Origin of the sequence: Variovorax sp. V15 (assembly GCF_041154425.1) — a bacterium.
GTDB classification, from domain to species: Bacteria; Pseudomonadota; Gammaproteobacteria; order Burkholderiales; family Burkholderiaceae_C; genus Variovorax; species Variovorax guangxiensis.
The window spans coordinates 3,706,084-3,724,342 of record NZ_AP028659.1 but is presented as its reverse complement, the minus strand read 5'-3'; the positions used below and the strand labels follow the sequence as shown (position 1 = coordinate 3,724,342).

The following is an 18,259-nucleotide window of genomic DNA, read 5'->3' as shown; positions in this document are numbered from 1 at the left end:
GCCACCAGCGTTCGGCCCACACGCCACGGCACCACAAGACCCGCCGGAAACCCTATAGTGCACAGCTTGCATCCGCAGCACCCACGAACAGATCAGGCAGGCCCGAGCGCACGCCGGGGATAAGTACAAGAGGACAACGTTGACCACTGAACCCAATCCCACCCGCTTCGGCAGCGGCCAGGCAGTGCGCCGCCTGGAAGATGAAAGCCTTCTGTCGGGCGCCGGCCGCTACACCGACGACGTCACGCTCCCCGAGCAGGCGCACCTCGTCTTCCTTCGATCCTCCTACCCGCACGCGCGCATCCTGTCCATCGACACCAGCGCCGCCGCCGCCATGCCCGGCGTGCTGCGAGTGATCACCGGCGCCGAGATGGTGGAGGCCGGCGTCAAGCCTCTTCCTGGCGCCGCCGGCTTCAAGCGCGCCGACGGCAGCGACAGCGCCAGCCCCCCGCGCCGAGCCATCGCCCACGAGCGCACCCGTTTCGTCGGCGAAGTGGTGGCTGCCGTGGTGGCCGACACCGTGCAGCAGGCGCGCGACGCCGCCGAAGCCATCATGGTCGACTACGAAGACCTGCCCATGGTGGTCGACCTCGCCAGCGCCACCGCGGAAGGCGCGCCGCTGCTGTGCGAGGAGGCCACCGGCAACATCTCCGCCGAAATGCGCCACGGCAGCAGCGAAGCCGCCACGGCCGCCTTCGCCAAGGCCAGCCACGTGGTCGCGCTCGACGTGAACAACCAGCGCGTGGTCGCCCTGACGATCGAGCCGCGCTCGGTGCTCGCGGCGCGCGACGCCGAAACCGGCCGCCTCACGATCCGCATGAGCACCCAGATGCCCTCCGGCGTGCGCGATTCCATCTGCGCCGCCATCGGCCTGCCCAAGGAAAAGGTGCGCGTGGTGGTGGGAGATGTCGGCGGCGGCTTCGGCATGAAGACTGGCGCCTACCCGGAGGACATCGCCATCGCCTATGCGGCGCTGCAGGTGGACCGGCCGGTGAAGTGGGTGGCCGACCGCAGCGAGGAGTTCCTCTCCAGCGCGCACGGCCGCGACATCGAGGCGCGCGCCGAGATGGCACTCGACGCCGACGGCAAGATCCTCGCGCTGCGCATCAAGACGCTGGCCAACGTCGGCGCCTATGCGACCGGCACCGGCGTCGCGATCCAGCTGCTGATCGGCCCCTGGGTGCAGACCAGCGTCTACGACATCCAGACCATCGACTTCCATTTCAAGGCGGTGCTCACCAACACCGCTCCCACTGGCGCCTACCGCGGCGCGGGCCGCCCCGAAGCCATCTTCACCATCGAACGGCTCATGGACGAGGCCGCGCGCCAGACCGGCATCGACCGCATCGTGCTGCGCCGGCGCAACTTCATCCGCCCCGAGCAGATGCCGTACAAGAACCCGATGGCGCAGACCTACGACACGGGCAACTTCGAGTCGGTGATGGACCAGGCGCTCACGCTCGCCGACTGGCAGGGTTTCGAGAGCCGCGCCGCCGAGTCGGCCGGCCGTGGCAAGCACCGTGGCCTGGGCATCGCCACTTTCCTCGAATGGACCGGCGGCAACGTGTTCGAGGAGCGCGTCACCGTCTCGGTGCAGGCCGACGGCGTGATCGAGGTTTTCTCGGCCGTCAACGCCATGGGGCAGGGCATTGCCACCTCGCTGGCCCAGCTCGCCGTGGATGCCTTCGGCGTGCCCATCGAGAAGGTGCGCGTGGTGCTGGGCGACACCGACCGCGGCGACGGCTTCGGCAGCGCCGGCTCGCGCTCTCTCTTCACCGGCGGCTCGGCCGTGCGCATCGGCGCCGAGCGCACCATCGACAAGGCTCGCGAACTGGCCGCGCAGGAGTTCGAGGCGGCGCTCGACGACATCGTCTACAGCCGAGGCGTCTTCAACGTGGCCGGCACCGACCTCGAACTCGACCTCTTCACCCTGGCGGCCAAGCAACCGGGGCGCGAGATCTTCGTCGACTCTACCAGCACCGTGGCCGGCCCCACCTGGCCCAACGGCTGCCACATCTGCGAGATCGAGATCGATCCGCCCACCGGCGAGATCAGCGTGGTGGCCTACAGCTCGGTCAACGACGTGGGCCGCGTCATCAATCCGATGATCGTGCGCGGCCAGCTCGAAGGCGGTGCGGTGCAGGGCATCGGCCAGGCGCTGTACGAGCAGGTGGTGTACGACCACGAGACCGGCCAGCCCGTCACCGGCAGCCTGATGGACTACGCCGCCCCGCGCGCCGACATCGTCGACACCATGTTCAACATGGAGATGGACGAGTCGACGCCCTGCAAGAACAACCCGCTGGGCGTGAAGGGCGTGGGCGAGCTGGGCACCATCGGCGCCACGCCGGCCATCGTGAATGCGGTGGCCGACGCCTTCGCGCGCAACGGCTTCGCTACGCGCGCGCCGCGGCTGCACATGCCGCTGAGCCCTGCGCGTGTCTGGCAGGCGATGCAAACGGTCGATTGAGCAATCGTTTTCGTGGGGCAGAAAGGCACCGGCCATGCTTGTCACCACCGAGGTCCGGACCGATGCGATCCGCATCGCCAGCTACCGCTGCGACGCGGGGCCCGACGCGCAGCCCTTCACCGAGCTGCACGAAGGCCATTCGGTCTCGTACGTGCGAAGGGGCAGCTTCGGCTATCGCACGCGCGGCAATGCCTATGAGCTGGTCGCCGGCTCGGTGCTGGTCGGCTGTCCGGGCGACGAGTACGTCTGCACGCACGACCACCATGTCTGCGGCGACGAGTGCCTGGCCTTTCACCTCTCGCCGGGCTTCGTCGACCTGATCGGCGGTGACCGCAAGACCTGGCGCACCGGCGGTGTGCCGCCGCTGGCCGAGCTCGTGGTCATCGGCGAGCTGGCCCAGGCCGCTGCCGACGGACAGAGCGACGTGGGGCTGGACGAACTGGGCATGTGGTTCGCGAGCCGCTTCGTCGAGGTCGTCTCGGGGCGGGCGAAGCCAAAGTTGCCGTCCCCGGCCATCTCTCGCGACCGCCGCCGCGCGGTCGATGCCGCGATGTGGATCGACGCCAACCTGCAGCACGACATCGGCCTCGACGGCGCCGCTGCCGAAGCCGGCCTGAGCTCCTTCCACTTCCTGCGGCTCTTCTCGCAGGTGCTGGGCGTCACGCCGCACCAGTACCTCGTGCGCTCGCGCCTGCGGCATGCCGCGCGCCTGCTGGCCGACGACGACAGCCGGCCCGTGACCGAGGTCGCGCTGGACGTGGGCTTTGCCGACCTCAGCAACTTCGTGCGTACCTTCCATCGCGCAGCGGGCGTGTCGCCGGGCGGCTTCCGCAAGGCGGCCAGGGGCGACCGCAAGATTCTCCAAGAACGCATCGCGGCGCTCTTAGATGATGGACTCCTGATCAACACATCGAGGAAGCCATCATGTACGACCACATCGGACTGAAAGTCAACGACCTCGCCGCGAGCCGCCGCTTCTACGAAGCAGCGCTCGCGCCTCTGGGCCATGTGCCGGGCCCGCACGACGACAGCTACGCCGGCATCGGCCCGGCCGACGAACCCGCGCTGTGGCTCTACGCCGCCAAGGGCGCGAAGGGGCCGGGCACTCACATCGCATTCCGTGCACCGAACCACGAAGCCGTGGCCGCCTTCCACAAGGCCGGCCTGAAAGCCGGCGGCACCGACAACGGTGGCGCGGGCCCCAGGACGGACTACAGCCCGACCTATTACGCTGCCTTCCTGATCGACCCCGACGGCAACAACGTCGAAGCGGTCTGCCCCTGAAGAGAGGTTCCACGCCATGGCCACGGTCTACAAGGAATTCATCGTCGAGGCGAGCGCGGCGCAGGTCTGGGACGCGCTGCGCGACTTCGATGCGGTGCACACGCGGCTCGCGCCGGGCTTTCTCACGGCCTGCACGATCGATGAGGAGGGCGCGCGCATCCTGACCTTCGCCAACGGCCTCGTTGCGCGCGAACTGCTGGTGGGCATCGACGAGACCCATCGCCGGCTGGCCTACACCGTCACCGGCGGGCAGGCGAGGCATCACCATGCGACGGCGCAGGTTTTCGAGGAAGGCGAAGGCCGCTCGCGCTTCGTCTGGATCACCGACGTGCTGCCCGATGCGATGGCGGCCTACATCGGGCCGATGATGGAGCAGGGCGGCGCTGCCATGAAGGCCGCGCTGGAAGGTCGCCCGGTTCCGTCTGCGGCCTAGAAGTCTTCGAGCGGCAGCCCGACGTAGTTCTCCGCCAGCGCGGTGGAGGCGGCGGCTGAATGTACCAGGTAGTCGAGCTCGGCTTCCTGGATCTTCTGGCCGAAGGCGCCCGTCTCCGGAAAACGGTGCATCAACGAGGTGAACCACCACGAGAAGCGCTCGGCCTTCCATACGCGGCGCAGGCACAGGTCGGAATAGCGGTCGAGCGCCGAGGCCGACTTCTCGCCGTAGAAGATTTCGAATGCGCGCGAGAGATACCCGACGTCGGCCGTGGCGAGGTTCAGCCCCTTGGCGCCCGTCGGCGGCACGATGTGCGCCGCGTCGCCCGCCAGGAACAGCGAGCCGAAGCGCATCGGCTCGGCGACGAAGCTGCGCAGCGGTGCAATGCTCTTCTCCAGCGAAGGCCCGGTCACCAGTCGCTCGCGCGCTTCTGGGTCGAGGCGTGCGCGAAGCTCGTTCCAGAAAGCCTCGTCGCTCCAGTTCTCCACCCGCTCCTCGGTGGGCACCTGCACGTAGTAGCGGCTGCGCGTGGCGCTGCGCATGCTGCACAGCGCGAAGCCGCGCTCGGTGTTGGCGTAGATGAGTTCGTGCGACACGGGCGGCACGTCGGCCAGCACGCCGAGCCAGCCGAAGGGGTAGATCTTCTCGTAGGTCTGGATCGCATCGGCCGGCACGCTGGCGCGGCTCACGCCGTGGTAGCCGTCGCAGCCGGCGATGAAGTCGCATTCGATCTCGTGCGTCTGGCCATCCTTTTCGTAGCGCACGCGGGGCTTGCCCGACTGGAAGTCGTGCAGGCTCACGTTGGCCGCGCTGTAGATGGTGGCGAGCCCTTCGGCCGCGCGCGCTTCCATCAGGTCGCGCGTCACTTCGGTCTGGCCGTACACCGTCACCTGCTTGCCGCCCGTGAGGCCGTGCATGTCGATGCGGTGGCGCGCACCCTTGAAGAGCAGCTCGATGCCCTCGTGCGGCAGTCCCTCGGCCTTGGCGCGGGCGTCGACGCCCGCACGTGCCAGCAGGTCCATCGTGACCTGCTCGAGCACGCCGGCGCGGATGCGGCCGAGCACGTAGTCGCCGCTCTGGCGTTCGACAATGACGTTGTCGATGCCTGCCTTGTGCAGAAGCTGTCCGAGCAGAAGGCCGGCGGGTCCGGCTCCGATGATGGCGACCTGGGTGCGCATGTTCGTGTCTCCGAGAGGGTTTCACGAAGCGTAGGGTGCACGGGGCCTTCCAGGGAGGCCGTGCGTGCGGCTGTGTGCGATCATGCGAATGCGTGCGCGATCATCGCGCAACACTTCCACAGACGACGAACCCCATCCTCCATCGACCGAAGAATGAGCATCGCCAAGGCCGACTTCATCGAGGGCATCGCCAAGGGCATGGCCGTGCTCGAAAGCTTCGACACCGAGCGCCAGCGCCTGAACGCCACCCTGGCCGCCGAACGCGCCGGCCTCACGCGCGCAGCAGCCCGCCGCCATTTGCTGACGCTGGCCCACCTGGGCTACCTGGAAACCGACGGCAGCTATTTCTGGATGGCGCCGAAGGTGCTGCGCTTCTCGGGCAGCTATCTCGCGTCTTCCCGATTGCCGCGGGCACTGCAGCCCACGCTGAACCGGCTCGCGGCGCAGACCGGCGAGTCGTTCTCGGCCGTCGTGCTCGACGGGGAAGAGGTGGTCATCGTTGCGCGCAGCGGCAGCTACGGCACGCCGACGCGCGTGCTGGCCTATGGCCTGCACCTGGGGGCGCGGCTGCCCGCGCATGCCACTTCCACCGGGCGCGTGCTGCTCGCGGCGATGGCGCCGGCGCAGTTCACGCAATGGCTCAAGGGCCGGCATCTCGCACGGCTCACGCCGCGCACGGTGACGCAGGCGCGCGGCCTGCGTCAGCTGATCGCCCGCGCGCGCAAGGACGACTACTGTTTCGCCAGCGAAGAGCACGAGCTGGGCGTGCAGGCGCTGGCCGTGCCGCTGCGCGACATGCAGGGCCATACGGTGGCCGCGCTCAACGTGGTGCTCTCGGGCACGCGCTACCAGGAAGAGACGCTGCAGCGCGAGATGCTGCCGCTGCTCTTCGAGGCTGCACGGGAAGTCCGCTCGCTTCTCTGACTTGCTCTGAACTTTGGCCGCGGCCCGCGCCTCGAATCCCCGAAACGGACACAACCATGCGACTCCTACTCCTCGAAGACGACGTGATGATCGGCGAAGCGGTGCTCGACCTGCTGCGCGCCGAACAGTACGCGGTGGACTGGGTGAAAGACGGCGAGGCAGCCGAAACGGCCCTGCGCACCCAGCAATACGACCTCGTGATGCTCGACCTGGGCGTGCCACGGCGCGACGGGCTCGAGGTGCTGCGCAACCTGCGCGCGCGCAAGCAGCGCATGCCGGTGCTGATCGCCACCGCGCGCGACTCGGTGCAGCAGCGCATCGAAGGCCTGGACGCCGGCGCCGACGACTACGTGCTCAAGCCCTACGACCTCGACGAGCTGCTGGCGCGCATCCGTGCCCTGCTGCGCCGCGCGGCGGGGCGTGCGGAGCCGGTGTACGAGCACATGGGCGTGAGCATCAACCCGGCCACGCGCGAGGTCACGGTGGCCGGCCAGCCGGTGGTGCTGTCGGCGCGTGAATGGGCCGTGCTGGAGCCGCTGCTGGCCCGGCCCGGCATGGTGCTGTCGCGCGCCCAGCTCGAGGAAAAGCTCTACAGCTGGAAGGACGAGATCAGCAGCAACGCCGTCGAGGTCTACGTACACGGCCTGCGCAAGAAGCTCGGCGCCGAGCTCATCCGCAACGTGCGCGGCGTCGGCTACATGGTGCCGAAACTATGACTCACCCCCAGGCTTCGCGCACTTCGTGTCGCTTCGCCAACCCCCTTCCGGGGGCGACGCCTACGGACCGGCGAAGCCGGTTCCGTGGCGTCCCGCGAAGGGGGGCTGCATGAGGCGGTTGTTGGGTTCGCTGACCGGTTCCTTGCGCGCCCGGCTGCTGTGGTTCCTGCTCGCAGCCATCGTGCTGGCGGCGGGGGCGCAGGCACTGGTGGCCTACCGCACGGTGCTGGCCGAGGCCGACGACATCTTCGACTACCACATGCAGCAGATGGCGCTGTCGCTGCGCGCCGGCCTGCCGCCGAGCGCTGCGGTGGGCGGGCTGGGCGCCACCGAGCAGAACTTCGATTTCGTCGTGCAGGTGTGGACGGCCGATGGCGTGCGCATCTTCGAATCCGCCGAGCAGGCCGCGCTACCGCAGCTCGCGGTGCTGGGCTTCGCCGACGTGAACGCGCGCGGCACCACCTACCGCGTGTTCTCGATGCAGACGCGCGGGCTGGTGATCCAGGTGGCGCAGGACATGGCCGCGCGGCGCCACATGGCCGGCACGCTGGCCCTGCGCACCATCGCGCCGGTGGCGCTGATGGCGCCGCTGCTGATGCTGGTCGTGTGGTGGGTGGTGAGCCAGTCGCTCGCGCCGGTGGCGCGGGTGCGCAAGCAGGTGGCCTCGCGCCAGGCCGACGATCTCTCCCCGGTGAGCGAGGAGAACCTGCCCGACGAGGTTCGCCCGCTGGTGCAGGAGCTGAACCTGCTCTTCGACCGCGTACGCCATGCCTTCGACGCGCAGAAGCACTTCGTCGCCGATGCCGCGCACGAGCTGCGCTCGCCGCTGGCCGCGCTCAAGCTGCAGGTGCAGGGCCTGCAGCGCGCGCCTGACGATGCCTCGCGCGAGCTGGCGGTGAGCAGGCTGGTGGCGGGCATCGACCGGGCGACGCGTCTGGTCGAGCAGATGCTTGCGCTGGCCCGACATGAAGCCAGCATGGCGGCCGGCGCGAAGCCCGAGCCGGTGGACCTGGCCGAGGTGGCGCGGCTCGCGGTGTCCGACGCCGTGGCGGCCGCACAGGCGCGCGGCATCGACATCGGCATCGCCCATGCCGACGAGGCCGTGGTGCATGGCCAGTCCGAGGCGCTTCGGATGCTGCTGCGCAACCTGCTGGAGAACGCGATCAAGTACACGCCGGTGGAAGGCCGCGTCGACATCGGCATCGCGCGCAAGGGCGATACGGCCGAACTCACCGTGGACGACAGCGGGCCAGGCCTGCCGCCGGAGGAGCGCGAGCGGGTGCTCGACCGGTTCTACCGCTCGGGCGAATCCCAGGCGCCCGGCAGCGGCCTTGGGCTGGCCATCGTCAAGTCGATTGCCGACCTGCACGGGGCCACGGTGGCGCTGGAGCAGTCGCCCAGCCTCGGCGGGCTGCGCGTGCTGGTGCGCTTTTCCGCGCGCGCCTGAGCCCCGGCCGCGCCGTTTAAGCGGCGCTTAAGTCAGACCCGCGACATTCCTTTCATCGTTTTGCGTCCATACGCCTTGAAAGGAACCGACAAATGAACTCACGTCTGACTTCGCCCCGTGCCCTGGCCATCGCCCTGGCAAGTGCGGGTGTGATCGGTGCGGTCGGCGCCGGCGCCTACACCAGCGCCCGCGCCGTGGGCGCGCCGACCACCAATGCCGTCGCCATCGCGCCCGCGGCCATGGTCACGCTGCCCGACTTCTCGACGATCACTTCTCGCGACGGCCCGGCCGTGGTCAACATCAGCGTGACCGGCACCATGAAGGCCTCCGACGACGAGGCAGCCGCGGAGATCCAGGGCATCGATCCGGACGATCCGATGTTCCAGTTCTTCCGCCGCTTCCAGGGCCAGATGAATCCGCGCGGCCAGCAACAGCAGCGCGAAGTGCCGGTGCGCGCGCAGGGTTCGGGCTTCATCGTCGACCCCAGCGGCATCATCATCACCAACGCCCACGTGGTGAAGGACGCGAAGGAAGTCACCGTCAAGCTCACCGACCGCCGCGAGTACCGCGCGAAGGTGCTGGGCGCCGACGCCAAGACCGATATCGCGGTGCTCAAGATCGACGCGAAGAACCTGCCCGTGCTCGCGCTGGGCAACACCAAGGACCTGAAGGTCGGCGAATGGGTGCTGGCCATCGGCTCGCCCTTCGGCTTCGAGAACACTGTCACGGCCGGCGTGGTGAGCGCCAAGGGCCGCTCGCTGCCCGACGACAGCTACGTGCCCTTCATCCAGACCGACGTGGCGGTGAACCCCGGCAATTCCGGCGGCCCGCTGCTCAACACGCGCGGCGAGGTGGTCGGCATCAACTCGCAGATCTACAGCCGCAGCGGTGGCTACCAGGGCGTGTCGTTCGCGATCCCGATCGACGTGGCGATCCAGGTGAAGGACCAGATCGTCGCCACCGGCAAGGCGCAGCACGCACGCCTTGGCATCGCGGTGCAGGAGGTGAACCAGGCCTTCGCCGATTCGTTCAAGCTCGATAAGCCCGAAGGCGCGCTGGTCTCGAACATCGAGAAGGGCGGCCCCGGCGACAAGGCCGGCCTGAAGGCGGGCGATGTGATCCGCAAGGTCGACGGCCAGCCCATCGTGTCCTCGGGCGACCTGCCCGCGGTGATCGGCCAGCAGGCGCCCGGCAAGAAGGTCACGCTCGAAGTGTGGCGCCAGGGCGAACGCCAGGAGCTGCAGGCCAAGCTCGGCGATGCGAGCGACAAGCCCGCGAAGGTCGCCAAGGCCGATGCCGACGTGGGGCAGGGCAAGCTGGGCCTGGCGCTGCGTCCGCTGCAGCCACAGGAAAAGCGCGAGGCTTCCGTCGACAACGGGCTGCTGATCGAAGACGCGGCCGGCCCCTCGGCCCAGGCCGGGGTGCAGGCGGGCGACGTGCTGCTGGCCATCAACGGTACGCCCGCGCAAAGCGTGGAGCAGGTGCGCGAGGTGGTGGCCAAGGCCAGCAACAAGTCGGTGGCGCTCTTGATCCAGCGCGGCGAAGACAAGATCTTCGTGCCGGTCCGCATCGGTTGAGTTAGCCCCGCAGGCATGACGTCGCCCGCCCAGAGCCTCTCGGCTCACATCCTGCCCACGTCTGCGACCATGATCGGCGTGTGCATGACGGTGATGTCCATCGGGCACCTGGGGCCGCGCGACGACATGCGGCTTCTGATCGACCGCCTGCTCGCAGTGGACGCGCTGGTCTTCCTGGCCAGCGCGTTGCTGTCTTTCATTTCGATGCGTTCGCGCAGGTCGGGCGCGCGGCTGGAGGCCTGGGGCGAGATGGTCTTCATCGCCGGCCTCGGGTTGCTGGCGCTGGGTGCGGTGACGCTGGCCTTTGCCCTGCGCTGAACGGCCGCGCGGCGCCTCAGGCAGGCGAGCAGGGCCAGTCGAGCTGCATGCGCGTGCCGCCGGCGGCCGGGTCCGCCGTCTCGATCTGCAGCCGCGCGCCGATGGACTGGGCGCGCGCCCGCATGTTGGCGATGCCGTGGCCGGTTCTCCCGCCATTGGCCGGCGCCGAAGGCAGGCCGCGCCCGTTGTCGGTGAGCATGATGCGCACCAGCGAAGGCGTCTCTTCCCCGTGCCAGCTCGCGTGCATCACGATGCGCGAGGCGCCCGCGTGCTTGAGCACGTTGGTGAAGGCTTCGAGCAGGATGCGTTGCAGCTGCAGGGCCGCCTGTGCGGCGAAAGGCTCCAACTGCGGGATCACTTCCACGTCCCACACCAGCTCGATGCCGGCGGCGTCCAGCCGCGGCTGCAGGCGGTAGCGCAGCGTGGCCAGCACGGTGGCCAGGTCGTCGTGCGTGGGCTGCAGCGAATCGACGGCCATGCGCATCTCATCGAGTGCGAGCTTCACGTGTTCCTCGATCACCGTGCGGTCCGGTTTGGCCTGCGTCACCACGTTGAGGAGGCCGACCAGCTGCGAGCCGACGCCGTCGTGGATTTCCCGCATGATGCGCTGGCGCTCCAGCAGCACGGCCTGTTCCTGCTGCTGCTGGCGCACGGTCTCGAAGGCGCCGCGCAACTGGTCTTCGCGCTCGGCCACGCGGGCCGCGAGGTTGGCGTTGAGCGCGCGGTAGTCGGCTACGGTGCGGCTGTAGCGCTCGACCACCAGGCCGGCCAGGATCATCACGAAGAAGAACATCGCGTGCGCCGTCAGCGTGTAGTAGGCGCCGCCGAATAGGCCCATGCGCACCAGCAGCAGGTCGTGCGCGCCGGCCAGGATGGCCAGCGTGCCCGCGGCCATCAGCACGCCCGCGATACGGCGACGGTCCACCAGCGCCCCGTACACCACGTAGGGCAGGCAGATGATGCTGATGCATTGCAGGATGACGAGGCCGCCGGTCCACAGCAGCGGCTGCGCGAAGGCGAAGGAGGCGCAGGCCAGCGTGACCGACAGCGCGAGCGCCGTGTAGATCGAGCGCACCAGCCACGGCGGATTGCGCTCCAGCACCAGCAGTACGAAGCGCGCGATCAGCCCGATGTGGCAGGCGTAGCAGACCGCCACGATGGCGCCCCACAGCGGCCAGGGAATGGCCACGTCGGGCCACACGCGGTCGAGGTTGCGCGCCACGCCCGAGAGCGCGGCCAGCGCGAAGCAGCCGTAGAGCGCGTCGCGCTGGCGCAGCCACAGCCCGCCGGCGATGCCGCCCATCAGCAGCAGGCTGACGGCATAGACGATGGCCGAGGTGTTGCGCCAGTTCTGCCGGGCGCGGTAGACCGTTGCCAGCGACGCCTCGGGGCCGTAGTCGATGCTGGCCAGCCCCGCGCCGCGCTGGCGCTGGATGGTGGTGCGCACCACCAGCGACTGTGGCTGGCCTGCCTGGTGCAGCACGGCCGGCACCGGCACCAGCAGGTTGCTCTTGGACGCGTCGTAGCTCGGCAAGCCCAGCGTGCCATAGCTCGCCACCAGCGCGTCGTTGAACGAGATCGCCACCTGGTTGCCCGCGCCCGAGAGCAGCAGCGCGGCGGGCTTGCCGGCCGGCACCGCGGAAGCGGGAAGTTCGATGCGGTAGGTGGCCTTGCCGCCGCGCCCGGGGAATTCATGGTCCCAGCGGAAGGGAATCTCCACGCGTCGCTGCTGCGCCGGCAGGCCGTCGGGTTCGAGCACCGCCTCGGCCGAGGGAACGTCGAAAGCGTCGGGCGATTCCGCTGCGTCGGCACGGGAGGCCGCCGACGCCAGGGCGAGCCACAGGCACAAGGCGGCGAGCAGCAGGCGGCAGAGGCCGCCGGCGGTCACGCTAGGGAAGCCAGCCGAGGTTGCGGGCCTCGAACACAGCTTCCGATTTGTTGTGCACATCCAGCTTGCCGTAGATATTGCGGATATGGGTTTGGACAGTCGAGGCCGAGACTCCCATCTGCACCCCGACTTCGACATAGGTGAAACCACGAGAGACCAGGTCGAGCACCTCGAACTCGCGCGGCGACAGGCGCTCGGGCACGACCGTCGGCGTGCCAGCCGCCTTGGCCGCGGCCTGTTCCCTGGGCGCGCCGCCCGAGTGGGCCTGCCAGCGGCGCAGCAGCTTGCGCGCGATGACCGGCGACATCGGCGAGCCGCCGGCGCGCAGGTGGCGGATGTGGGTGGCGAGGTCGGCCTCGGTGCCGTCCTTCAGCAGGTAGCCGCTGGCGCCGGCCTCGAAGGCCTGGACCATGTTGGCTTCGTCGCCGAAGATCGACAGCACCATCACCGCGCAGGCCGGCTGCATGTTGCGGCACTGGCTGATCACCTGCAGCCCGGGGCGGTCGGGCAGGCCGAGGTCCACCAGCAGCACGTCGATCGGGTTGTCGACCAGCCAGCGCAGGATGTCGCTGGCGTTGGAGGCGCTGTAGGCCAGGCTCAGGGACGGGTCTGCGTCGACCACGCGCGAGATGCGCTCGCGCATGCCGGTGTCGTCTTCGACGAGGGCGACCTGTGTTTCCGCGGTCATGCGTGGACCGGGCCCGGAAAGAAGCTGCATGCGCTCATGCATGGCGTGGTGACAAGGCGCATGGGGGAAAAGACCTGGGTTGCTGATGCCGCAAAGGGTAGGGGGCTGCCCGCTCGCTGCCCATCCTATATACGGGGGAGGCGCCCTACCGCTTTCGGTGGCCTATGGGATGTCTTGCCGGTTGCCGCCCTGGCCAGCCGCCCGGCCACGAGCGCGAGGTGCGCGACCAGCTCCAGAGGCGACTCGACCTCGAAATCGTGCGGCAGGCAGCCCAGCCACACGGCCAGCGCATCGAGCGAATTGGCCGCGGTGGCGATGCGGGTGGAGCCGTCGCCGACAGCCTGCGGCGTACCGCCGACCCAGCCGAGATAGGGCTCCAGCGCCTCGACGGGTGCATGCACCACGACCTGCGCATGGTGCAGGTAGGGCGATACCTTCAGCGCGTGCTCCATGTAGGCGGCCACGTCGCCATGGGGCAGCCGGCGCGGCGTGAAGCGCTCGCCGGTGGGCTCGGGCTCGACGATGCGGTCGAGGCGGAAGGTGCGCCAGTCCTCGCGCGCCACGTCCCACGCCAGCAGGTACCAGCGCCGGCCCGTCTGCACCACGCGATGCGGCTGCGCCGTGCGCTCGGTGAGGGCGTCGTGGTGGTCGCGGTAGCCGAAGCGCAGCTCGAGCCGGTCGGTGCAGGCTTCGGCGAGGAAGGACACGGCCTTCAGGCGCACGGGCGACTTGTCGTGCATCACCGGCACCACCGACGAGCGGACGCTGTCGAGCCGGCGGCGCAGGCGCGGCGGCATCAGCTGTTCGAGCTTGGCCAGCGCGCGCATCGAGGCGTTCTCGATGTCGCCCGAGGCGCCCACCGGATTGCCCAGGCCGAGCGCGACGGCGATGGCTTCCTCGTCCTCGAGCAGCAGCGGCGGCATCGCGGTGCCAGCGCCGAGCCGGTAGCCGCCGGCCACGCCCGAGGTGGAATCGACCGTATAGCCCAGGCTGCGCAGGCGGTCGACGTCGCGGCGCAAGGTGCGCTCGGTGATCTCGAGCCGGGCGGCGAGGTCGGCGCCCGTCCAGGAGCGTTGCGCCTGGAACAGGGAAAGAAGCCGGATCAGGCGTGCGGTGGCGGAAAGCATGCGCGCATCATGCCTTTGATCGAGGACAGAATTTGTCCGCAATGGGTCGTAGCCTCGGTTCTTCTCTCAACCACCTCCGCACCGCGGAACACAGGACGAAGACCCATGAAGAAGACGTACAACGGCAGCTGCCATTGCGGCAAGGTCCGCTTCCAGGCCCTGATCGATCTCGCCGAAGGCACGGGCAAGTGCAATTGCTCGATCTGCACCAAGAACCGCGCATGGGGCGCGATCGTGAAGCCGGATGCCTTCACGCTGCTTTCGGGGGAGGAGGACCTGTCGCTGTACCAGTTCAACTCGCACAGCACAGAGTGGCTGTTCTGCAGGAATTGCGGCGTGCGCTCTTTCGGACGTGGCAACGTGCCCGAAATCGGCGGCGCCTACGTGAGCGTGGCGGTGAACTGCCTGGACGACGTGACGCTGGAGGAACTGTCGACGGCGCCCGTCCGGTACATGGACGGGCGCAACAACAACTGGTTCGAGGCGCCGGCCGAGACGCGCTACCTCTGAGCGAGGCGGGTCGGCCGGCGGGTTGCTGCCTTCTTACTTGCGGCGGCGGGTTGCCGGCGCGGCGCCCGGTGCCGAGGTCTGCGAGGGAGCGGCACCGCCGTCCACGCCCAGACGACCGCCGCCGCCCAGGCCCTGGCCGCGCACCGTCTGCGCCTTGTAGTTGCGCAGCGAGCGGACCATCTGGTTGAAGGCGTCCATGAAGGCCGCCGCGATCACCTTGCCCTGCGGCGTGCGGGTGTAGCCGCCGATGCCGCCGGCGGCGGAGAGGCCGCCCAGGCCGGCGAAGCCCGCGAAGTCAGTCTTGGAAGCACTGCCTTCGGCGGCAGCGACCTGCACGCCCGAGCGGTTGTCGATCAGCGTCAGGAGGGCGCTGGCTTCCTTGGTCTGCAGGCTCGCGCCGAGGCTGGCGATGGCGCGGCCGCGGCCGCCGCCCACCAGGCCGCCGAGCGCGCCGCCCAGGCCGCCGGCATCGCTGTTGCTGAACACGATCTCGGGCGACAGGCCGTAGTCGGAAGCGACCATCTGGCCGCGGCCGAAGTTGCTGCCGCCGCGCATTTCTCCCGACTGCATCAGCGCGCGCTCGCGCGTCATCGCGTTCATGCCGGCTGCGCTGCGCTCGACCACCACGAAGCAGTTCGACTGCTGCACCAGCAGGCGCAGCAGGTTGGCCGTGGGAGGCAGCTTGTACTCGCCGGTGAGGATGGTGTACCAGCCCGCGTTCACGTTCTCGATCAGCGAGACCGTGCCCAGCGGCGAATCGCAGCGCTCGAGCTGGCTGCTTTCGCCTGAGGTCGCGGCGCCGGCGGCGCTGCCGGTGGCCACGGTCTTGGCCGACTGGCTACCCATTTGCATGTCCATGGTCTGGCAACCCGAAAGGGCCAGCAGGCCGGCGAGTGCGCTTGCGAGAGAAAGTTTAGAAAAAGCCATGTCCCGATCTGTCAAGTGAAAAGAATGCGGCGCCCGTTGCGGACGTCACTTGTCAAGATCGAAGATGGATCTGCCCTGGCCTGTATGACCTCCCGATTCGACGCGCCGCCGGCGACCGCGCGACGATACGACCCGAGATTCAGGCACGCCAGTGCCGAAAGTCATGTGCATTCACGCGCGGCCCGGCCGTGTGTTTTCCACCGCGCGGGCGGCGGCGTATCGGCCGGAATCCGAAGTGTGGGAGGTGCGGGCCGCGGCAGCCCCCTTCCTCGATCGCCCGGCCGCGACGTCGGGCAGGCGCACTGCGCTTGGGGGACGGGCGGGTGGGGCGCGGCGATTCTATTACTCTGGAAACTTTCAGGAACACCGTGAAACAACGAGAGCTTCCGTACCAATGGCTCAGGAGGGAAAAGCCGCGGGATGCGCTGTCCCGAAAGTTACATTCGGGCCTTCACTTCCAGGAGTTTCAGATGGCGACCAAGAAGAACATCGTTGGAGAAGCAGCCGCGGAACTGACCCGCCAGCAGGTGCAACAGGCCCTGGCCATTGCGGGAGCTTCGAACTTCAGCGCAGCGGCCGACCCGGCTTTCGTCGGCTCCATCCTGGTGGCCCTGGCAGTCAACACGAACTCGGTGAGCGCGACCATCGACAGCGCCAAGGACCGGACCAGCGCGGTGATCAAGCACTGAAAGAAACGGCCTGCCTCAGCGCGTGTAGTCGCCGCTGGCCTCGGGCTGGAAGAGCACTGCGGTCACACGTGCAGAGCGCTCGATGCCGTTGGGCATGCGCCAGCAGGCGAGCGCCCCGGTCTTCACCCCCAGCAGGCCGATGCCGACGGGCGACAGCACCGATACGAAGCCAGCGCCCGGCTGCGAGTCTCCGGGATAGCACAGCGTGATCTGCTGGCGCTGGCCCGTAGCCGGGTCCTCGATCTCGACCTGGGAATTCATCGTCACGAGGTCCTGCGGGACTTCGCGCGATGGCAGCACGTCCGCCGCGTCGAGCAGTTCGGCAAGTGCCGGTGGGAGCTGGTGATCCGCCAGTTTGCCGAGGCGGACGAAGTCGAGTTCGGTGAGCGTGCGCTCCCCATGAATGGTGGCAAGCATGAAGCACTCCAGTTGAGTGCGGCGCCGTCAGGAACGAAGGAAATGAACGGCGACGCGGCCGCGCGGCGGGTGCCCGGCGGTCAATGGTTCGCGCATCAGAAGGAGGGTAGCGGACCGCCGGGCTCAGGAAAGTGCGCAGGTGCGTCGGTAGGCCGCCATCGTCGCCACGGCACCGGTACGCGCTGCTTCGAGCGCAGCGTGCTTGCGGGAGTGGAACGAACGGGCCATGCGCACGAGTGTAGGGATGCACTAAGAGCCCATCAAGCAATGGCCCCGCGTGTACTGCCGTTAAGCACGGCGGGCAGGGTGCTCATCGCGTTCCAGCCGCGCTAGCCGGTTTCACGGCGTGCCTGTGTGGCGGATCGGAATCAGCAAGTCGGTGCGAAGCTCGGCCTGCGAGACCTGCCGCGGCGAGTTCAGGTAGTGCTCCAGCGTGGGCCGGTCGTCGGGCTCGTAGCCGCTGGCGGGCAGCCAGCGGATGTAGAGGGCGCGCACGGCAGCGTTGATCTGCGAGTACGGGCCCGCGAGGCGATGCGCCGCGTAGCAGCCGCCGGGAATGTCGAGCATCTCGACTTCGGGGACTTCCGGCCACGCATCGGGAGAGTCGACGGCGGCGTAGTACCTGAAGCCGATGCTGCCCTCCGGCTCGTCGAAAGACGCTCCCCAGCGGTCCGTGATGCGGGCCGTGCCGGCGTGCTGGCGCAACCGCCGATGAGTGTGAGGGATGGTCGAGAACGGCCCCTGGTGCCGCAGCGCGTGCAGCCGTCGTGTCGGGTGTTCGACGATGCGCACGGCTGGCGCGGCGACGCCGTCATCGGGTTGAGGCAACGCATCGACATCGAGAATCGCCCGCACCATCTTTTGCTGGAATGCGCGCGGCGACTGTCCGGTGAACTGGCCGAAGGCGCGCGTGAAGGCCTGCGGGCTTTCGTAGCCCACGGCCAGCGCGACCTGCGTGATGCTCTGGTCGCCGGCTTCCAGCAGCCGGGTGGCGAGCGCCAGTCGTACGCGCCGCACTGTGGCCGCCACGGTTTCTCCGGCCACGCTCGCATAGACGCGGTGGAAGTGGAAGGGCGAGAAGTGCGCGAGCCGCGCGAGGTCTTCGAGCCGGTGCTCAGCCATCGGATCGGCAACGATGGCCGCGACGGCGCGCGCCACGCGGGCGCGGTAGTCCTGCTCGATCCGGCGGCTGCTTTCCATGCGCGCGAGTGTGCGCCTTTCATGCGAGGGGCACTTAGCCGACTTTGCTCACATGGGCCAGCGGAGCAACCAAAGAAAAAGCCCGCTGTCCGTAAAGACAGCGGGCTCTTCAGAGGCCTTGCGGCTTGATGGTGGCTCCTCGACCTGGGCTCGAACCAGGGACCTACGGATTAACAGTCCGGCGCTCTACCGACTGAGCTATCGAGGAACAAGCCTTAAATTATATGCAATGGATTTGCCGATCTCGGCGCTTCGACTGCATTTTTTGCATCGATGCGACGATTGCCTGCAAGAAACACCGCGCACCACTTCAAATGAAATGCCCCGCTACCTTGTGGGTAGCGGGGCATCCAGAGGCCTTGCGGCTTTGTGGTGGCTCCTCGACCTGGGCTCGAACCAGGGACCTACGGATTAACAGTCCGGCGCTCTACCGACTGAGCTATCGAGGAACAAGCCTTAGATTATA

Annotated in this window: 18 protein-coding genes and 2 tRNA genes; 11 read left to right on the top strand and 9 right to left on the bottom strand. The window is 68.6% G+C overall.

Annotated features, from left to right (window positions below; genetic code table 11):
- Positions 1-139: 139 nt before the first annotated feature.
- From ACAM57_RS17595 to ACAM57_RS17580, 4 genes are read left to right on the top strand one after another with little or no spacing between them, the layout of a single operon-like run.
- Positions 140-2,470, top strand: a complete 2,331-nt coding sequence (locus ACAM57_RS17595; RefSeq protein ID WP_369658320.1) for a xanthine dehydrogenase family protein molybdopterin-binding subunit — start codon at positions 140-142, stop codon at positions 2,468-2,470.
- Positions 2,471-2,504: 34 nt separating this feature from the next.
- Positions 2,505-3,416, top strand: a complete 912-nt coding sequence (locus tag ACAM57_RS17590) for a helix-turn-helix domain-containing protein (protein WP_369658319.1) — start codon at positions 2,505-2,507, stop codon at positions 3,414-3,416.
- Positions 3,395-3,754, top strand: coding sequence for a VOC family protein (locus tag ACAM57_RS17585; protein WP_369658318.1), 360 nt, complete (start codon positions 3,395-3,397; stop codon positions 3,752-3,754). Before ACAM57_RS17590 ends, ACAM57_RS17585 begins: the two co-directional genes overlap by 22 nt.
- A gap of 16 nt (positions 3,755-3,770) precedes the next feature.
- Positions 3,771-4,187, top strand: coding sequence for an SRPBCC family protein (locus ACAM57_RS17580; RefSeq protein ID WP_369658317.1), 417 nt, complete (start codon positions 3,771-3,773; stop codon positions 4,185-4,187).
- On the opposite strand, the gene pobA is transcribed toward ACAM57_RS17580, so the two are convergent.
- Positions 4,184-5,365, bottom strand: coding sequence for a 4-hydroxybenzoate 3-monooxygenase (pobA, locus tag ACAM57_RS17575; protein WP_126019182.1), 1,182 nt, complete (start codon positions 5,363-5,365; stop codon positions 4,184-4,186). The two genes, ACAM57_RS17580 and pobA, sit on opposite strands and share 4 nt — an antisense overlap.
- A 153-nt stretch (positions 5,366-5,518) precedes the next feature.
- On the opposite strand from pobA, the gene ACAM57_RS17570 reads away from it, so the two are divergent.
- From ACAM57_RS17570 to ACAM57_RS17550, 5 genes are all read left to right on the top strand, one after another.
- The gene (locus tag ACAM57_RS17570; RefSeq protein ID WP_126019184.1) at positions 5,519-6,289 is read left to right on the top strand and encodes an IclR family transcriptional regulator C-terminal domain-containing protein; all 771 of its coding nucleotides are present in this window, start codon (positions 5,519-5,521) and stop codon (positions 6,287-6,289) included.
- 56 nt (positions 6,290-6,345) lie between these two features.
- Positions 6,346-7,005, top strand: a complete 660-nt coding sequence (locus tag ACAM57_RS17565; protein WP_184638356.1) for a response regulator — start codon at positions 6,346-6,348, stop codon at positions 7,003-7,005.
- A 109-nt stretch (positions 7,006-7,114) separates the two neighbouring features.
- The gene (locus ACAM57_RS17560) at positions 7,115-8,452 is read left to right on the top strand and encodes an ATP-binding protein (protein ID WP_369658316.1); all 1,338 of its coding nucleotides are present in this window, start codon (positions 7,115-7,117) and stop codon (positions 8,450-8,452) included.
- A gap of 92 nt (positions 8,453-8,544) precedes the next feature.
- The gene (locus ACAM57_RS17555; RefSeq protein WP_369658315.1) at positions 8,545-10,029 is read left to right on the top strand and encodes a DegQ family serine endoprotease; all 1,485 of its coding nucleotides are present in this window, start codon (positions 8,545-8,547) and stop codon (positions 10,027-10,029) included.
- A 15-nt stretch (positions 10,030-10,044) separates the two neighbouring features.
- A complete protein-coding gene (locus ACAM57_RS17550) occupies positions 10,045-10,347 on the top strand; it encodes a hypothetical protein (protein ID WP_126019191.1) in 303 nt (100 codons plus the stop codon).
- Between the two features lie 16 nt (positions 10,348-10,363).
- Here the strand turns inward: ACAM57_RS17550 and ACAM57_RS17545 are convergent, their stop codons facing one another.
- The 3 genes from ACAM57_RS17545 to ACAM57_RS17535 form a co-directional block, all read right to left on the bottom strand.
- Positions 10,364-12,235 carry a sensor histidine kinase gene (locus ACAM57_RS17545; protein WP_369658314.1) on the bottom strand — a complete coding sequence of 624 codons (1,872 nt, stop codon included), beginning with the start codon at positions 12,233-12,235 and terminating at the stop codon, positions 10,364-10,366.
- Position 12,236: 1 nt separating this feature from the next.
- A complete protein-coding gene (locus ACAM57_RS17540; RefSeq protein ID WP_126019195.1) occupies positions 12,237-12,923 on the bottom strand; it encodes a response regulator transcription factor in 687 nt (228 codons plus the stop codon).
- A 125-nt stretch (positions 12,924-13,048) separates the two neighbouring features.
- Positions 13,049-14,050, bottom strand: a complete 1,002-nt coding sequence (locus ACAM57_RS17535; protein WP_126019197.1) for a YafY family protein — start codon at positions 14,048-14,050, stop codon at positions 13,049-13,051.
- 105 nt (positions 14,051-14,155) lie between these two features.
- Here ACAM57_RS17535 and ACAM57_RS17530 point away from each other — a divergent pair, with 105 nt between their 5' ends.
- Positions 14,156-14,560 (top strand): GFA family protein, encoded by a 405-nt coding sequence (locus ACAM57_RS17530; protein ID WP_369658313.1) that lies wholly within the window; start codon positions 14,156-14,158, stop codon positions 14,558-14,560.
- Positions 14,561-14,593: 33 nt separating this feature from the next.
- On the opposite strand, the gene ACAM57_RS17525 is transcribed toward ACAM57_RS17530, so the two are convergent.
- Complete coding sequence (locus tag ACAM57_RS17525) at positions 14,594-15,487, bottom strand: CsgG/HfaB family protein (RefSeq protein WP_126019203.1); 894 nt, start codon at positions 15,485-15,487, stop codon at positions 14,594-14,596.
- A gap of 470 nt (positions 15,488-15,957) precedes the next feature.
- Between ACAM57_RS17525 and ACAM57_RS17520 the strand changes: the two genes are divergently transcribed.
- A complete protein-coding gene (locus tag ACAM57_RS17520; protein ID WP_126019206.1) occupies positions 15,958-16,176 on the top strand; it encodes a hypothetical protein in 219 nt (72 codons plus the stop codon).
- Between the two features lie 15 nt (positions 16,177-16,191).
- Here ACAM57_RS17520 and ACAM57_RS17515 read toward each other — a convergent pair whose 3' ends face one another.
- The 4 genes from ACAM57_RS17515 to ACAM57_RS17500 all read right to left on the bottom strand — a co-directional run bounded on the left by ACAM57_RS17515 (position 16,192) and on the right by ACAM57_RS17500 (position 18,242).
- On the bottom strand, positions 16,192-16,593 hold the full coding sequence (locus ACAM57_RS17515; protein ID WP_369658312.1) for a GreA/GreB family elongation factor: 402 nt from the start codon (positions 16,591-16,593) through the stop codon (positions 16,192-16,194).
- A 339-nt stretch (positions 16,594-16,932) separates the two neighbouring features.
- The gene (locus tag ACAM57_RS17510; RefSeq protein ID WP_184638340.1) at positions 16,933-17,793 is read right to left on the bottom strand and encodes a GyrI-like domain-containing protein; all 861 of its coding nucleotides are present in this window, start codon (positions 17,791-17,793) and stop codon (positions 16,933-16,935) included.
- Positions 17,794-17,925: 132 nt separating this feature from the next.
- Positions 17,926-18,001: transfer RNA gene (locus ACAM57_RS17505), tRNA-Asn, on the bottom strand.
- A gap of 165 nt (positions 18,002-18,166) precedes the next feature.
- Positions 18,167-18,242, bottom strand: a tRNA-Asn gene (locus tag ACAM57_RS17500).
- Between the last annotated feature and the right edge of the window lie 17 nt (positions 18,243-18,259).

Excerpts from the sequence above, each read along its gene's own strand:
- ACAM57_RS17510 (WP_184638340.1), bottom strand. The coding sequence starts at position 17,793 with ATGGAAAGCAGCCGCCGGATCGAGCAGGACTACCGCGCCCGCGTGGCG.
- ACAM57_RS17570 (WP_126019184.1), top strand. The coding sequence starts at position 5,519 with ATGAGCATCGCCAAGGCCGACTTCATCGAGGGCATCGCCAAGGGCATG.
- ACAM57_RS17580 (WP_369658317.1), top strand. The coding sequence starts at position 3,771 with ATGGCCACGGTCTACAAGGAATTCATCGTCGAGGCGAGCGCGGCGCAG.
- ACAM57_RS17590 (WP_369658319.1), top strand. The coding sequence starts at position 2,505 with ATGCTTGTCACCACCGAGGTCCGGACCGATGCGATCCGCATCGCCAGC.
- ACAM57_RS17515 (WP_369658312.1), bottom strand. The coding sequence starts at position 16,593 with ATGCTTGCCACCATTCATGGGGAGCGCACGCTCACCGAACTCGACTTC.
- ACAM57_RS17585 (WP_369658318.1), top strand. The coding sequence starts at position 3,395 with ATGTACGACCACATCGGACTGAAAGTCAACGACCTCGCCGCGAGCCGC.
- ACAM57_RS17550 (WP_126019191.1), top strand. The coding sequence starts at position 10,045 with ATGACGTCGCCCGCCCAGAGCCTCTCGGCTCACATCCTGCCCACGTCT.
- ACAM57_RS17555 (WP_369658315.1), top strand. The coding sequence starts at position 8,545 with ATGAACTCACGTCTGACTTCGCCCCGTGCCCTGGCCATCGCCCTGGCA.
- pobA (WP_126019182.1), bottom strand. The coding sequence starts at position 5,365 with ATGCGCACCCAGGTCGCCATCATCGGAGCCGGACCCGCCGGCCTTCTG.
- ACAM57_RS17520 (WP_126019206.1), top strand. The coding sequence starts at position 15,958 with ATGGCGACCAAGAAGAACATCGTTGGAGAAGCAGCCGCGGAACTGACC.
- ACAM57_RS17530 (WP_369658313.1), top strand. The coding sequence starts at position 14,156 with ATGAAGAAGACGTACAACGGCAGCTGCCATTGCGGCAAGGTCCGCTTC.
- ACAM57_RS17565 (WP_184638356.1), top strand. The coding sequence starts at position 6,346 with ATGCGACTCCTACTCCTCGAAGACGACGTGATGATCGGCGAAGCGGTG.
- ACAM57_RS17525 (WP_126019203.1), bottom strand. The coding sequence starts at position 15,487 with ATGGCTTTTTCTAAACTTTCTCTCGCAAGCGCACTCGCCGGCCTGCTG.
- ACAM57_RS17540 (WP_126019195.1), bottom strand. The coding sequence starts at position 12,923 with ATGACCGCGGAAACACAGGTCGCCCTCGTCGAAGACGACACCGGCATG.
- ACAM57_RS17535 (WP_126019197.1), bottom strand. The coding sequence starts at position 14,050 with ATGCTTTCCGCCACCGCACGCCTGATCCGGCTTCTTTCCCTGTTCCAG.
- ACAM57_RS17560 (WP_369658316.1), top strand. The coding sequence starts at position 7,115 with ATGAGGCGGTTGTTGGGTTCGCTGACCGGTTCCTTGCGCGCCCGGCTG.